This window comes from Bradyrhizobium sp. STM 3557, assembly GCF_045571465.1.
Lineage (GTDB): Bacteria > Pseudomonadota > Alphaproteobacteria > Rhizobiales > Xanthobacteraceae > Bradyrhizobium.
In genome coordinates, this window is sequence record NZ_CP120697.1 from 5,563,099 (window position 1) to 5,576,652 (window position 13,554).

Below are 13,554 nucleotides of genomic sequence, written 5' to 3' on the forward strand. Positions count from 1 at the left end.
GCCGGACTGACGGCTGCACCTGTGGTGACTGCCGCCTGCATTCTTTTTTTGCAGGCGGGCCATGCGTGAGGCCTTCACCCGGCATTCCCTGCACCCTCTCGTTCCAGAGGGTCTCGACTTTCGCAAAGCTCGGGCGCATCAGGCCGCGAGAACGCGAAGCCATGTCCGCGTAGAAACCATGTCCGCGCAGACGATAGCCGCCGCCCGACATACGGGCTTTTTGACATTCAAATCGGACACCGGCGCGGAGCCGGCATCCGGCCGATGGTTCGAGATGCTTCCGAACAGGACTGTATCACTGGTACAGGACATCGCGGGCTGCCGTCATTGCGAAGAGCATAGCGATGAAGCAATCCAGAGTGGCGTACGTGATCCCGGATTGCTTCGCGGAGCCTGTCATCGGGCCGCGCTTTGCGCGGACCCGTTGGCTCGCAATGACAGCGGCTGTGACGCAGTAAGATCAGAGCGTTTTCAAGCGAAGTGGATACCGGTTCGCGTCAAGAAAACGCGTCAAAACAAGAAGCTAGAGCCCCGTTCCGATTCAATCGGAACGGAAAAGGCTCTAGCCGCACCACTCCCTGAGGACGAGAGCGACAATGCGGTCTTACGCCGCCTGCGACACGCGCGCTCCGAAGCGAACCAAGAGCTCTTCGAGCTCGGAGGCCGGCTTTGCCGCGCTGAACAGGAAGCCCTGCACCTGGTTGCAGCCCTCGGCACGCAGCCAATCGAGCTGATCCGTGGTCTCGACCCCTTCGGCTGTCGTGGTGATATTGAGGCTGCGGCCAAGCCCGGCGATCGCGCGCACGATCGCGACGCAATCGGGTCTATCAGCGAGATCCTTCACGAAGGAGCGGTCGATCTTGATCTTGTCGAACGGGAAGCTCCTGAGATAGCTGAGGCTGGAATAGCCGGTGCCGAAATCGTCCATCGAGATGCTGACGCCGAGCCCGCGCAGCTGATGCAGCGTCGCGAGATTGGTCTCGGTCTCGGCGAGCAGGATCGATTCGGTGATCTCAAGCTCCAGCCGCGTCGGTGCGAGGCCGGACTGCGCCAGCGCCGACACCACCACCTGCACCAGATTGCGGCTGCGGAATTGCACGGCGGAGAGATTGACCGCGACCTTGATGTCGCCAGGCCATCTGGCGGCCTCAAAGCAGGCCTCGCGCAGCACCCATTCGCCGAGCGGCACGATCAGGCCGATGTCCTCGGCGACCGGAATGAAATCCACCGGCGAGATCATTCCCTTATCGGGGCTTCGCCAGCGCAGCAGCGATTCGAAGCCGCTGATGCGGTTGGAAGCGACATCCACCAGCGGCTGATAGTGCAGCTCGAACTCGCCATGCGCAAAGGCGCGGCGCAAATCGTGCTCCAGATCGCGCCGCTTCTGGGCCTGGCGATCCATCTCCTTCTCGAAGAACCGGTGCACGCCGCCGCCATGCTGCTTGGCGCGATACAGCGCCATATCGGCATTCTTCATCAGCTCCTCGGAGCTCGCGCCATCGCCGGGCGCCAGCGCGATGCCGATCGAGGCGCCGATCACGAGTTCATTGCCGTCGATCTCGTAAGGCGCGCTCAGCGTCGCGATCAGGCGACCTGCGAAGTCGCCGGCGTCGTTCGGCGAGATGCCGCCGCCGAAAATGACGGCGAATTCGTCTCCGCCGAGCCGGGCAGCGAGATTGCCGCTACCCATCTGCGCTTTCAATCGCTCGGCCACCGCCCGCAGCAGCCGATCGCCCATCGGATGGCCGAAGGAATCATTGACGTTCTTGAACAAATCGAGGTCGATGCACATGACGGCGACGCGTTTGCCGGCCGGCGCGCCGCGCTCCAGCGCCTGTGTGAGGCGCTCCTGATAGAACGCGCGGTTCGGCAGGTCGGTCAGCCCGTCATGATGGGCCATGTAGGCGATCCGCGCCTCGGCCTTGCGGCGCTCGGTGATGTCGACGATAGCGACCAGGAAGCCATCACGACCGTCGAAGGCCACGCACCGGCCATAGGTCAGCACCTGTATCTCGCTGCCGTCGGCCTTGAGATGGCGCCAGTCCTGATGAAAGTGATTGGTGTCGTCGAACCGCAGCAGGGCCTCGTCGAGGTTCTCCCATTCGCCGGACGGCCACAGATCCCAGATCGTCATCGTCAGGAACTGAGCGCGGCTATAGCCATAGTGACTGACGGCAGCATCGTTGATGTTGAGAATCTTCGCGGTCGCCTTGTCGAAGATGCCCATCGGCACGGGGTTGTTGTCGAACAGCAGGCGGAACGAGGCTTCGCGGCGCTTGAGCGCGGTGACGTCGGCGATCGTCAGCGAGACGATGTCGCCGAACGCATGCGCGCCAAGCCGCAGATTGCGCTCGTCGCTGTCGAGTTCGAACTGATCGCGCCCGCCATGAGTGACGACCGCGAACAGCCGCTCCATGACCTCGGCCGCGCAAAGCAGATGCCCGCCTTGCCTCAGCCGGCGCCACTGCAGGCTGGCCGATGGCAACTTCAGCAGCCTTGCCGCGCCTTGATTGTGATGGACGACCTGGAAATCGCAGGGCTTGCCGGCGGCATCGCGGATCGTCGCCAGCGACACTACGCCGTCATCGGTGGTGGAGAAGATCGCGTCGAGCAGATTGTACTGGGCCGCGCGCTCGTTGACATAGGTCCCGACCAAGGTCGTGCCCCAACGCGAGGCCGTGGGCAGTGCCAGCACGTCGTAGGTGCGGACCATACCGTCGCGCACGCAATGCGCCGTGGCGAGATAGGGCTGGCCGCCCGAGAGCGCGCAATCGGCGGCTTCGCTGAGCACGGTCGCGCAGTCCGGCGACACCGCAGCGATCGGAATGTCCCAGCGCTCGTCCTGCAGCCATTGCTGCACGTAGCGGCCCGAGCGCGAGATCTGCAGCACGCCGCTGTCATTCTTCATGACCGCGATGTGATCGGCGAGACGGCCGAGGCTGCCGAGCATCACGTCCTCGTAGCGCGGCAGCGTCTGGCCCGGCTTCAGCGCCGCCTGCCATTTGCGTTTCAGGACGGGGATGTCTTCGAACAACTCGCTACTCGGCTTCGCGGAGATCTTCTTCTTGCCGGCCGTCATCGAATCCTCACGCGCGAGCGCGTCCCAAAGCCATTGCCCGCGCATATCGGCCTCGGGCAGGTGCGGTATCCAATGCGGGGAGCCGGCTTAACGCATTGTAAATCTATGCAGAATTCGGCGCGGGATCGGCGATTGTGACAGTTTTAAATCGATGGATGGTTATTGCGCATTAGAAACTATGACAGCCTCGATGCAGTCTTTCGCCGGTCCTGCACGCGTTCGCGCCACCGGCCTAACGCGCGATCACCTCGACCTCGCCGTCGACGCCGTTCACGACGCTGAAGGCGCGCTCGTAGACCTTGCCTTCGTTCTTGGCGATGGCGCGATAATCGCCTTCCGACAGCACCACCTTGGGGAAAGCGCCGATGGATTCCTTGATGACGTCGCCGCCGGGGTTGATGACCGACCAGGCGGTGTTCGCCAGCGCCTCGCCGCCCTTGTCCGACACCAGCTTCAAGGTGATGACCGCGGCACGATGCGTCACGGTCACGTCGGTGAGCTTGCCGGCCTGGACGCGGATATCCGAGCGCACCACCGAATTGGCATCGCCATAGTTCGAGATGATGTAGTAGGTGCCCTCGGGCAGCAGCAGCACGTCGCCCGCCGCGACGCTGGGCACGAGGGGCGGCCGCTCGCCCCCTTCGAACTGGCTGCCCTTGTAGATCGCGAACGAGATCTGGTTCTGCGGAATCTTGCTGGCGCCGACGCGGCCTTCGATCCGCAAGCCCCCCGCCGGCAGCAGGAATGCTTCGCGATCGGTCTCCGCCTTCAGGCTGACCGTGCGCACCGCGCTGACGAGGCCAAGCGAGACATGAACGACATAGTTGCCGGGCGGCAGCGTGATGTTCGGGGCTGGGCTGCGATCCTCGCGCAGCATCTTGAAGGCACCGCTCTCGTCAGGACGGTCGGCGAACACCCGCCACACCAGCCCGCCATTGACCCCCGGCAGGTCCTTGCCATAGCGAGCCGACAACGACAGCACCCCTTGGGCCGGCGCAGCCGGCGCGGCGGCCGGCGGCGCGGCGGGAGCCGGGCCGACGGGCGGAATGGCAGCGACGGATGGTGGTGCCGGCGCCTGCATGGCCGGCGGTGGCGGCCCGGCCCCCGGCCCCGATGGCGGCGCCAGGCTGACCGCGGCGCCGGGATCGGGCACGGCAGCCGGTGGAACCGGCGGCGGGCGGTCGCTGAAGAATTGCGCAGCCGCAGGCGTGATAGTCAATGGCCCGAGCAGCACGGCAAGGGCGAGCGTCGGCCACAGCGATCTGCTGGGCCGGAATCCACGGATGCCGCCACCTGTCGTCGTCATCGTGCTGCTTTTCACCGAAAACGCGGCAAATTCAAGCCTGGGCATCCACGGGGAGGCAAGCAAGCGCCGCTTTTCGGCCGTCTTGCGCGCTCCCGGCGCAGCGCCGGCGGTCGCCTGGACAGGTTGCCGCACGCTCTTTGCACGGGGTTGCCGGAACTTCAAATCGGCGGCATCAAATGGAGCCATCGCAGCCCACATAAACCATGCTTCTGCTACAGTCCCGCAAGGGGGCTGATCCGCGGTACAACTATGTCGCGTAGCCTGGCATTAGGCTCTCGCCAGGCCGAGTACGCGCTGGAGACGTGTAGTGCTGGAAATGTTGATTGGACGCCGCCAGAACGGCACGGGAGACGGCAACAAGGTTGGCCTCGGAACGGTTCGCAAGCCCATCATCGGCCTCGCACTCGGAGGCGGCGCAGCGCGCGGCTTTGCCCATATCGGTGTCATCCGCACCCTGGCGGCACATGGCATCGTGCCCGACGTCGTGGTTGGAACCTCGATCGGCGCGGTGGTTGGCGGCGCCTATGCGGCCGGCCATCTCGATACGCTGGAGGAATGGGCGCGCAGCCTGCAGATGCGCAACATTCTCGGCTATCTCGACATCCGCCTCAACGGGTCCGGCCTGATCGGCGGCGAACGGCTCGCCGCACAGCTCGAAACCACGCTTGGCCGAATCACGATCGAGGAGCTGCCAACGAAGGTCGCAACGGTGGCGACCGAGGTGCGCACCGGGCACGAGATCTGGCTCACCCATGGCAGCCTGGTGGACGCGATGCGCGCCTCCTATGCGCTGCCCGGAATCTTCGCGCCGGTCCTGATCGGCGACCGCTGGCTGGTCGACGGCGCGCTGGTCAATCCGGTGCCGGTGTCGGCCGCCCGCGCGCTCGGCGCCGAGATCGTCATCGCCGCCAACCTCTCCAGCGACGTCTTCACCCACTCGACCACAATTTATTCGCACGGCCAGCCGGTCGCGGTGCCGGAGACGGTGATCGAAACCTCCCCGCCGCCGCGGCGGCGGTTCGGCAAGTTCTTCTCGCCGGAGCGCACCGTGAAGCGCGAGTTCTTCGGCGGCGGCGGCCGGCCCGGCATCTCTTCGGTCATGGTCGATGCGTTCAATATCATGCAGGACCGCATCACGCGCGCGCGGCTCGCGGGCGATCCGCCGGATCTCTTGATCACGCCGCGGGTAGGCCAGATCGGCTGGTTCGACTTCCACCGTGCCAGCGACCTGATCGCGTTCGGAGCGCGTGCCGCCGAACGCGCGCTCGACTCGATCGAGGAAGCGATCGGCGTGATGGCGCCGGCGAGCGGCGATGCCGAGGCGTCCTGAGGCTACGCAGTCTTGATGTACTGAGTGAGCGCTTCCTGCTCACTCTCATACTCCTGGACGCGCCACTTCACGACGTCGCCGATCGAGATCAGGCCGACCACGACACCACCTTCGATCACAGGCAGATGCCTGAACTTGCCGAGCGTCATCATCTCCATGATGGCGGCGACCGTGTCGGTGGGACGGCAGCTAACGACGCGGCGCGTCATCACGCTCGATACCGGCTGGTCCAGTACGCTCGCGCCCTGCTCGCCCAGCACCCGCACGATGTCGCGCTCGGACAAGATGCCCTCAATCCGCGTGCCCGACATGACCAGGACCGCGCCAATCTTGCGCTCCGCAAGACGCTTGACGGCTTCGGCCAAGGTTACTCCGGGTTCCACGCTCTCGACGTCATGGCCCTTGGTGTCGAGGATTGCGCGTACTGTCATTGTCGTCTCCTTGAGAAGCCGATGCGCCCTTCTGCCGGAGCGGCTTCGGTCTTCGTTCGATTACGAGTTTCAATCAACAGTTTGGCGCCGGATTGGTTCGGGCGCCGCTCGGGGCCCGCGTATGCTCAGGCGCATTGCAGGCCGCGGCCAATGTTCGCACGGGCTTGCCGCCCGCTCTTCTACTTCACGATGATGAATGAAATCGCCGGGCGCCGCAAGCGTCGTCCCGATCAACGCCCGGGCAGGTCCGGCGGCAGCGCGGCTGCAGCATGTTTTGTGTGCGGCACGGGATCGAACAGCGCGAACAACAACAGCCCGGCCAGGAAGCCGCCGATATGCGCCTGCCATGCCACGTTGACATTTTCCGTTCCGATCGAGAGCGACCAGACGCCGAACACGATATTCACCGCAAACCAGACCGCAAGAAAGCTCAGGACGCGGCGATTGCGCAGCGCCTGCACCAGCGAGAGCGCCGGCACTTTCGCGGCCGCATCGGCGTCGCTGCGGCCAAACGACAGGAAGCTGCCTCGCACGAAGGCAAATCGCATCGCCGCAGCCATGGTGCCGGAGACCGAGGCAGAGGCGCCGATCACGGGCGCCAGCGCGTGCTCATGGGTAAGCAGATGGGCGAGCGCACCGGCGGCCGCAGTCACAGCCATGAACATGAAGAACCTGACTGCGCCAAAGCGACGCGCCAGCGCGCTGCCGAACGGCAACAGCCACAGCACGTTGAAACCGATATGGGCCAGATTGGCATGCAGCAGCGAATAGGTGACGAAGGTCCAGATCTTGGCGCCGGTGCCGCCCGGAAAATCGACATCCATCAGCGTGGAATCGTAGCGCTTCGGGATGAAGCCGAACACGTCGACGGTCCATTCCTCCCATTCGACCGGTAGCAGCACGCGCAGATGGATCACCGCGATCAGGAGGACATAGGCGGTGAGCGCGCCCGGCAAGGTCAGGATCGGCTCGCGCTGCGGGAGGTCCGGCAGCGGTCGTGGCGGGACGTCGGGGACGGATGAAACCAAAGCGCCGAGCACCTTCGATGAGAGGGGTGTCGGGCTCAGATAGGCGGCTTTGCCGGCCCGGCGCAAGCGCACAAATGATCGATTAATCGCGCGAAGGGGACGAGAAAAAGCGAAATGAGAAAAAGCGAAGGGAGAGGCCCTGAGAAAGCCTCTCCCTCGAGATACCTGCCGGTCTTGACGTTGGAAGAGACAGAGGTGTGTTCCCCGCCTCTTCCGCCGATGACCGGACTGTTTGACGCCGCCTCGTGTACTTCCACTTCACCTGATCGTGCCGGGCCTTCCACCTCCCGGGCACGAGCCTGATACGCACGATCATACCCGTTGCTCCGCGGCTGCCAACATCATCGTTAATTTAACCTTAACGCCGGGAACGGGCGGGGAAATCACGCACAATCGCACCGCCGGCATGGACGCTGCACCACCTCTCCTGCACAACAGAAACGGGATCGCGCTTGCACGAAAGCGGGACAGAGATGTCCCGATCACTGCAGGCGCAAGGGTGAGCTGCAATGAAACATCCGTCGAACCGCGATTTCTTCGCCTATTGGGACGAGCGGCGCGGCTATGGGCGCGCGCCCGACCGAAGCGACATCGAGCCTGCGGCCGTGCGCGAGCTGCTCGGCGACATCTTCGTATTGTCCTGCGATGTGGAGGCCGGCTTTCCCCTCCGCATGGCCGGCACGCGGCTTTGCGCCCTGCTCGGCGGCGACGTGAAGAACCAAAGCTTCCCGGCGCAGTTCGCGCCGCAGAGCCGCGGCGAGATCGAGGAGATCGTCACGATCGTCTGCGAGGAGATGCTGCCGGCGGTCGCCGGCATCAGGGCACCCTCCCCTGCAGGTTCGACGGCACATTTCGAGCTGCTGCTGCTGCCGTTCAACGCACGCGCGCACGAGCCGATCAGCCTGACCGGGCTGCTCGCGCCCTTCGGACAAATCCAGGGCCCGCTCGGCCCGCTCGAAATCGTGTCCTGGCGCTACATGCACCGGCCGACGGAGCGGTTGGTGCCGCGGGCGCTGCGCAAGCTCGCGCTCGCGCGCGGCCTGATGGTCTACGAGGGATTGCGCTAGCGCGGTCCCTGCTAGGACGCGTCTCGTATGTTCTGTCCCGCCTCGACGGCAATTGGACAAACGCTGCGGCAGGACAGGCCCGTTTCCGCATCGAATACATGGATGGCCTCGGGCGGCGCACTGAGGCCGACGACCGTACCCAGCGCGGGCGCAGCCTCGGCCGGCACCAAGGCGCTGATCTGCCTCGCTGGCTCGCCGGGCAGCGCGACGGTGAGCAGCACGCCATCACCGAGATATTCGACGAGATCGACGGTCCCGGTGGCTCCATTGAACCGGATGTCTGGCGAGGTGGATTTCAAATTGGCGGGCCGGATGCCGAGCACGGCACGCATGCCGCGATGGAGGTCGAACCGGCTGCGGTCGACCAGGAACGTCTCGTGTCCGGTCGAGAGCACCCATTTGTTGTCAGGCGCCTCCCCGACCGTGACATCGAGCAGGTTCATCCGCGGCGATCCGACGAACTCGGCGACGAAACGGCTCTTCGGAAACCCGTAAATCTCCGCCGGCGTGCCGACCTGCTCGATCAGGCCGGCGCGCAGCACGACGATGCGGTCCGCGAGCGTCATGGCCTCGAGCTGATCGTGGGTGACGTAGATCGTCGTGGTCTTTAGCCGCTTGTGCAGGCGTGCGATCTCGACGCGCATGTGGCTGCGCAGCTTGGCGTCGAGATTGGACAGCGGCTCGTCGAACAGGAAAACGGCCGGCGTCTTGATCATGGCGCGCGCGATCGCCACCCGCTGCTGCTGCCCGCCGGACAATTGCGCCGGCTTGCGATCAAGCAACGACTCCAGACCCAGTATCGCCGAGACCTCGTGGACGCGGCGCTCGATCTCCTCTCGTGGCACGCGCATGCGCTTCAAGCCGAAAGCGATGTTGGCGAACACGCTCATATGCGGATAGAGCGCGTAGTTCTGGAACACCATCGCGACGCCCCGCTCCCGGGGCAGCAGGTCGTTTACGACTTTCCCGTCGATCGAGATCGTGCCATCCGAGATGTCCTCGAGCCCGGCCACCATGCGCAGGATCGTCGACTTGCCACAGCCGGACGGGCCTAAGAACACGACGAACTCGTGATCATCAACTTCGAGATTGAAGTCCTTTACGACCTCCAGCGGGCCGTAGGACTTGCAGACGTGCGAGCAGGATATTCTGGCCACGATGGTCAGCCCTCGACCAGGATCTGCAGCTTGACGTCGGTCGGCCGGCCCGAGGCCGCGCGCTCGAAAGCGGTGATGCTCTCTTCGAATGAATAGGTGCCGGTGACGAGCGGCTTGAGATCGACCTTGCCGGCGGCGATCAAGGCGAGCGCCCGGTCGAACACGTTCGCATAGCGGAAGACGGTCTCGATGCGTGCCTCCTTGGCAATGGCGCCGGTCACGTCGAACGCGACCTGCTCGACCGGCAGGCCGATCAGCACCACGGCGCCGGCAGGCCGGACGATCGCAAAGAGGTCCTCGAACGCCTTCGGATTGCCGCTGGCCTCGAACACGACATCGACGCCCCACCCGTCCGTCTCCCGCGCGATGACGGAGGCGAGGCTTTCGCTCCGGATGTTCACCGGCACGATGCCGTCATAGCGGCCAGCGATCGCGAGCTTCTCGGCACTCACATCGGAGATGTAGACTTTGGCGCAGCCGCCGGCGAGCGCGGCCAGCGCCGCCATAATGCCGATGGGGCCACATCCGACCACGGCCGCGACGTCGCCCGGCCTGATCCGCGCTTGCGCCGCCGCCTGCATGCCGATCGCGAACGGCTCGACCATCGCGCCTTCGGCAAAGGAGACGTTGTCCGGCAGCTTGAAGGTGAAGGCGGCCGGATGCACCACGCTCGGCGTGAGCACGCCATGAATCGGGGGCGTCGCCCAGAACCTGACGGCGGGATCGACATTGTACTTGCCGAGCCTGGACGCACGCGAGGCCAGATTGGGCACGCCGGGCTCCATGCAGACGCGATCGCCGACCTTGAGCCCTCTGACCTCGCAGCCGATTTCGATGACGGTGCCCGCCGCCTCGTGACCCAGCACCATCGGCGCCGCGACGACATAGCTGCCGATCCGGCCGTGCGTGTAGTAATGCACGTCGCTGCCGCAGATGCCGACCGTATGGATCTTGATGCGGACATCCTCCGGCCCGAGACGGTGGTCCAGCTGGATCTCGCGGAGCGCAAGCTCGCCTTTTCTCTCCAGGACCAGGGCGCGCATGACGAAATCTCCTTTTAGGCTTTCTTCTTGATGACGCTGTTGAGGAAGCCGCTGAGAATCCCGATGAACAAAAGCGGCGGCAGCGAAAGCAGGATGACCGACGCGTTCAGGATGCCCCATGGCACGTCGCGGCCGAGCTGGGTCAGCTCGGAGGCGACGATCGGCAGCGTCTTGGCGTCCGACGTCGTCAGCATCAGCGCGATCAGGAACTCGTTCCAGACCAGCACGAAGCTGAAGGCGACCGCACCAATCAGCGATCGCGAGGCGATCGGCAGCGCGATCAGGAAGAAGATCGCGTAAGGCCCGTAACCGTCGACCTTGGCCGCCTCCTCCACCTCCTTCGGCACGCGCTTGAACGCGGGCACCGCGAGCCAGACGATCGAGGACAGCGTGAGCAGCGTATAGGTCGCAATCAGCGCGGCGCGGCTGTCATAGAGGCCGAGATCGAGCCAGATCACCATCAGAGGAATGGCGACCGCCACGGGAGGCAGGAAGCGCAGCGACAGCACGAAGAACTGGATGTCGTCGGCCCATTTGATCGGATAGCGCGCCACCGCATAGGCGGCAGGCAGGCCGAGCACCATGCCGATCAGCACGGAAGCGCCGGAGACCAGGACGGAATTGATCAGGCCCGAGGTGACGCTCTCGCGTCCGAGCACATACAGAATATTGTCCAGCGTCGGCTGGAAGATCAGCAGCGGCACAGGCGTCACGATATCGACCCTGTTCTTGAACGCGTTCAGCAGCGTCCACAGCGCCGGAATGACCGCAAGCGCAGCCGCGACGGCGACGGCCGATTTCGCGATCCATTGGCCCTTGCGACGGCGGCTCATGCGTGCACCCGCTTCCAGAGCGCGGTGAAGGCGATCGTGGTCACGACCATCATCAGCACGGCCATGCTCGATGCATAGGAGATGTTGCCGGACTCGATGAAGCCTTGCGAGAAGGCGTACATATCCAGCGTCTCGGTCTTGATGCCGGGGCCGCCGCGCGTCATCACGTAGATCAGATCGAACGAACGCAGCGACTCGATCATCTTCACGAAAGTGAGGCTGATGAGCGGGATCTTGAGCATCGGCAGCGCGACGTAGGCGTAGCGCTCCCAGGTCCGCGCGTGATCGAGCTCGGCGGCTTCGAGCGGCTCATGCGGCAGACTCTCGAGCAGATGCAGGATGATCACCGAGAAGAACAGCGACCATTGCCAGACGTCGACGAAGGCCACGGTCGCAAGCGCCGTCGACGGGTTGGCCAGGAGGTCGAGCGGCTGTCCGGTGATCGCCTTGTAGGGATAGACGGCCAAACCAAATAGCGGGTGAAAGGCGAACTTCCAGACGAATGCCGCCGACACCCGCGGCATCAGCACCGGGATCAGGAATACGACCGACAGGATATTGCGCATGCGCCTTGAGGCCGCCTCGAACATGAGGATGCCAAGCAGGACCGCGATGCACATCGTGGCCACGACCGTCATCACCTCCCAAGTTAGCGAGACGACAATCGAGTTCAGGAAGCGCCGGTCAGAGAACAGCGCGATGAAATTAGCAAGCCCCACATAATGGCTGTCCTCGCTGCTGAGCTGCTTGTCCTGAAACGCAATATTGATCGCGAACACAGTCGGGACGAAGGCCAGCACAGCGAGCACGATCATCGAGGGCGAGATGAACACCGCCGGCAAGGAGGTTTTGGACTTCATATCTGGCGATCCCGTACCTTTGCGTCCCGGGCGGCGAGATGAGCGCAAGGCGAGATGACGACACGCGGATGCCGTCATCCCGCACGCTTCATCGAGCCCCGGTTGTCAGGATTTGCGCTTGGCCATCAAGCCCTTTGCGAACTCGTTGAGCTCATCAAGGCTGCCCTTCACGTCCTTGCGGGTGCCGGTCACGAGTTCCTCCAGCTCGATGCCCCAATGGTCGCCAAGGTCAGGCCATTGCGCGTCCTGCCAGAAGTTGACCGTCGTCATCTTTGCGGTGTCCGCCAGCGCCTTGCCGAGGTCGGCGCCATAGCGCTTCGCGAACGCGTCACTGGTCAGGATGCTGGTGCGATTGAGTTCACCGAACTGATCGGCCTCGAGACGGCGTTGCTCGTTCTCCTTCGAGGTCACCCAGCCGATGAAGAGCCCGGCACAGGCCTTCGCCTCCTCGGTCTTGTTCGCCTTGGCGCCGATGGCGAGGCCGTGCCCATAGCCGCCGCCGGTCAGCGGCGTCGGCGGCGGCAGATAGCCGACCTTGCCCACGACCTTGGAGACTTTCGGGTCGATCGCAAGACCGGCCAGCGGTGTGGATTCGATCAGCAGCGCGACCTGCCCCGACAGGAACGCGCCCACCGATTCGTCCCAGCTGCCGGTCTGCGTGCCTGGCGCAGAGTATTTGAACAGGTCGAGATAGGTGTTGGTCGCCTTCACTGCGGCGTCGCTGTCGAACACCGGGGTGTTGCCCTCGAACCAGTTGCCGCCGAAGCCCCGGAAATAAGGCATCCAGCGCCAGACATTGGCGCCCGATCCGCGTTGACCGCGCAGCGCGACGCCATAGACTCCGTGTTCTGGATCATGCAGCTTCTTCACCGCGGCGATGAATTCGTCGAGCGTCTTGGGCGGCTGAACGCCCGCTTTCTCCAACAGATCCTTGCGATAGACCAACAGATCGCCGCCGCCGGTCAGCGGCGCAAACCACGGCTTGCCGTCATAGGTCGCGACCTTCTGCCGGCCGGGATCAAAATCCGAATAGTCGTATTGCTTGGGATAGTAGTCGAGCAGCGGAACGATCCATTTCGACGAGGCGAACAACGCTACATTGGCTTCGTCGATGTAATAGACGTTGTACTTGCCGACAGTGGAGGCATCCGCCTTGGTCTTGGCGCGGCGGTCGTTCTCGTTCAAATAGTCGATGTCGAAGGTGGCGCCGCCGCTGAGCTTCTCGAACTCGCTCTTGTACTTTTCGGCCAGCGTCAGGCCGTCGCGCGACTGCGCCAGCACCTTGATCGAGCCACTGCAGGTCTGCGCAAACGCGGACCCGGCGAGCGCGGTCGATAGCAGGATGCTGCCCAGATAAACCGACAGCCGGTTGTGAAGTGCCATGCTTCCCTCCCTGGATAACAAAGGCATTGCTGAAACC

The 13,554-nt window shown here is 64.2% G+C and carries 11 protein-coding genes; 2 read left to right on the forward strand and 9 right to left on the reverse strand.

Annotated features, from left to right (window positions below; all coding sequences use genetic code 11):
• Positions 1-604: 604 nt before the first annotated feature.
• On the reverse strand, positions 605-3,079 hold the full coding sequence (locus P6U24_RS25655) for a putative bifunctional diguanylate cyclase/phosphodiesterase (protein ID WP_407160579.1): 2,475 nt from the start codon (positions 3,077-3,079) through the stop codon (positions 605-607).
• A 232-nt stretch (positions 3,080-3,311) separates the two neighbouring features.
• Positions 3,312-4,385, reverse strand: coding sequence for a hypothetical protein (locus P6U24_RS25660; RefSeq protein WP_407155252.1), 1,074 nt, complete (start codon positions 4,383-4,385; stop codon positions 3,312-3,314).
• 307 nt (positions 4,386-4,692) lie between these two features.
• On the opposite strand from P6U24_RS25660, the gene P6U24_RS25665 reads away from it, so the two are divergent.
• Positions 4,693-5,715 carry a patatin-like phospholipase family protein gene (locus P6U24_RS25665; protein WP_407155253.1) on the forward strand — a complete coding sequence of 341 codons (1,023 nt, stop codon included), beginning with the start codon at positions 4,693-4,695 and terminating at the stop codon, positions 5,713-5,715.
• Between the two features lie 2 nt (positions 5,716-5,717).
• Here P6U24_RS25665 and P6U24_RS25670 read toward each other — a convergent pair whose 3' ends face one another.
• Together P6U24_RS25670 and P6U24_RS25675 are read right to left on the reverse strand one after the other, a co-directional pair.
• A complete protein-coding gene (locus P6U24_RS25670) occupies positions 5,718-6,146 on the reverse strand; it encodes a CBS domain-containing protein (protein ID WP_407155254.1) in 429 nt (142 codons plus the stop codon).
• 230 nt (positions 6,147-6,376) lie between these two features.
• Positions 6,377-7,174: a rhomboid family intramembrane serine protease gene (locus tag P6U24_RS25675; RefSeq protein WP_407155255.1), complete on the reverse strand. Its 798-nt coding sequence runs from the start codon at positions 7,172-7,174 to the stop codon at positions 6,377-6,379.
• Positions 7,175-7,683: 509 nt separating this feature from the next.
• On the opposite strand from P6U24_RS25675, the gene P6U24_RS25680 reads away from it, so the two are divergent.
• A complete protein-coding gene (locus P6U24_RS25680; RefSeq protein WP_407155256.1) occupies positions 7,684-8,241 on the forward strand; it encodes a PAS domain-containing protein in 558 nt (185 codons plus the stop codon).
• Positions 8,242-8,252: 11 nt separating this feature from the next.
• Here P6U24_RS25680 and P6U24_RS25685 read toward each other — a convergent pair whose 3' ends face one another.
• The 5 genes from P6U24_RS25685 to P6U24_RS25705 form a co-directional block, all read right to left on the reverse strand.
• Positions 8,253-9,398, reverse strand: coding sequence for an ABC transporter ATP-binding protein (locus tag P6U24_RS25685; RefSeq protein WP_407155257.1), 1,146 nt, complete (start codon positions 9,396-9,398; stop codon positions 8,253-8,255).
• Positions 9,399-9,403: 5 nt separating this feature from the next.
• A complete protein-coding gene (locus P6U24_RS25690) occupies positions 9,404-10,441 on the reverse strand; it encodes an NAD(P)-dependent alcohol dehydrogenase (RefSeq protein ID WP_407155258.1) in 1,038 nt (345 codons plus the stop codon).
• A 14-nt stretch (positions 10,442-10,455) separates the two neighbouring features.
• On the reverse strand, positions 10,456-11,274 hold the full coding sequence (locus P6U24_RS25695) for a carbohydrate ABC transporter permease (protein WP_407155259.1): 819 nt from the start codon (positions 11,272-11,274) through the stop codon (positions 10,456-10,458).
• Positions 11,271-12,134, reverse strand: a complete 864-nt coding sequence (locus P6U24_RS25700) for a carbohydrate ABC transporter permease (RefSeq protein WP_407155260.1) — start codon at positions 12,132-12,134, stop codon at positions 11,271-11,273. Before P6U24_RS25700 ends, P6U24_RS25695 begins: the two co-directional genes overlap by 4 nt.
• Positions 12,135-12,239: 105 nt before the next feature.
• Positions 12,240-13,517, reverse strand: a complete 1,278-nt coding sequence (locus P6U24_RS25705) for an ABC transporter substrate-binding protein (protein ID WP_407155261.1) — start codon at positions 13,515-13,517, stop codon at positions 12,240-12,242.
• Positions 13,518-13,554 lie beyond the last annotated feature (37 nt).

Bases quoted from the DNA above. Each gene is read 5' to 3' on its own strand.
- P6U24_RS25655 (WP_407160579.1), bottom strand. From the start codon at position 3,079: ATGACGGCCGGCAAGAAGAAGATCTCCGCGAAGCCGAGTAGCGAGTTG.
- P6U24_RS25660 (WP_407155252.1), bottom strand. From the start codon at position 4,385: ATGACGACGACAGGTGGCGGCATCCGTGGATTCCGGCCCAGCAGATCG.
- P6U24_RS25670 (WP_407155254.1), bottom strand. From the start codon at position 6,146: ATGACAGTACGCGCAATCCTCGACACCAAGGGCCATGACGTCGAGAGC.
- P6U24_RS25680 (WP_407155256.1), top strand. From the start codon at position 7,684: ATGAAACATCCGTCGAACCGCGATTTCTTCGCCTATTGGGACGAGCGG.
- P6U24_RS25690 (WP_407155258.1), bottom strand. From the start codon at position 10,441: ATGCGCGCCCTGGTCCTGGAGAGAAAAGGCGAGCTTGCGCTCCGCGAG.
- P6U24_RS25695 (WP_407155259.1), bottom strand. From the start codon at position 11,274: ATGAGCCGCCGTCGCAAGGGCCAATGGATCGCGAAATCGGCCGTCGCC.
- P6U24_RS25700 (WP_407155260.1), bottom strand. From the start codon at position 12,134: ATGAAGTCCAAAACCTCCTTGCCGGCGGTGTTCATCTCGCCCTCGATG.
- P6U24_RS25705 (WP_407155261.1), bottom strand. From the start codon at position 13,517: ATGGCACTTCACAACCGGCTGTCGGTTTATCTGGGCAGCATCCTGCTA.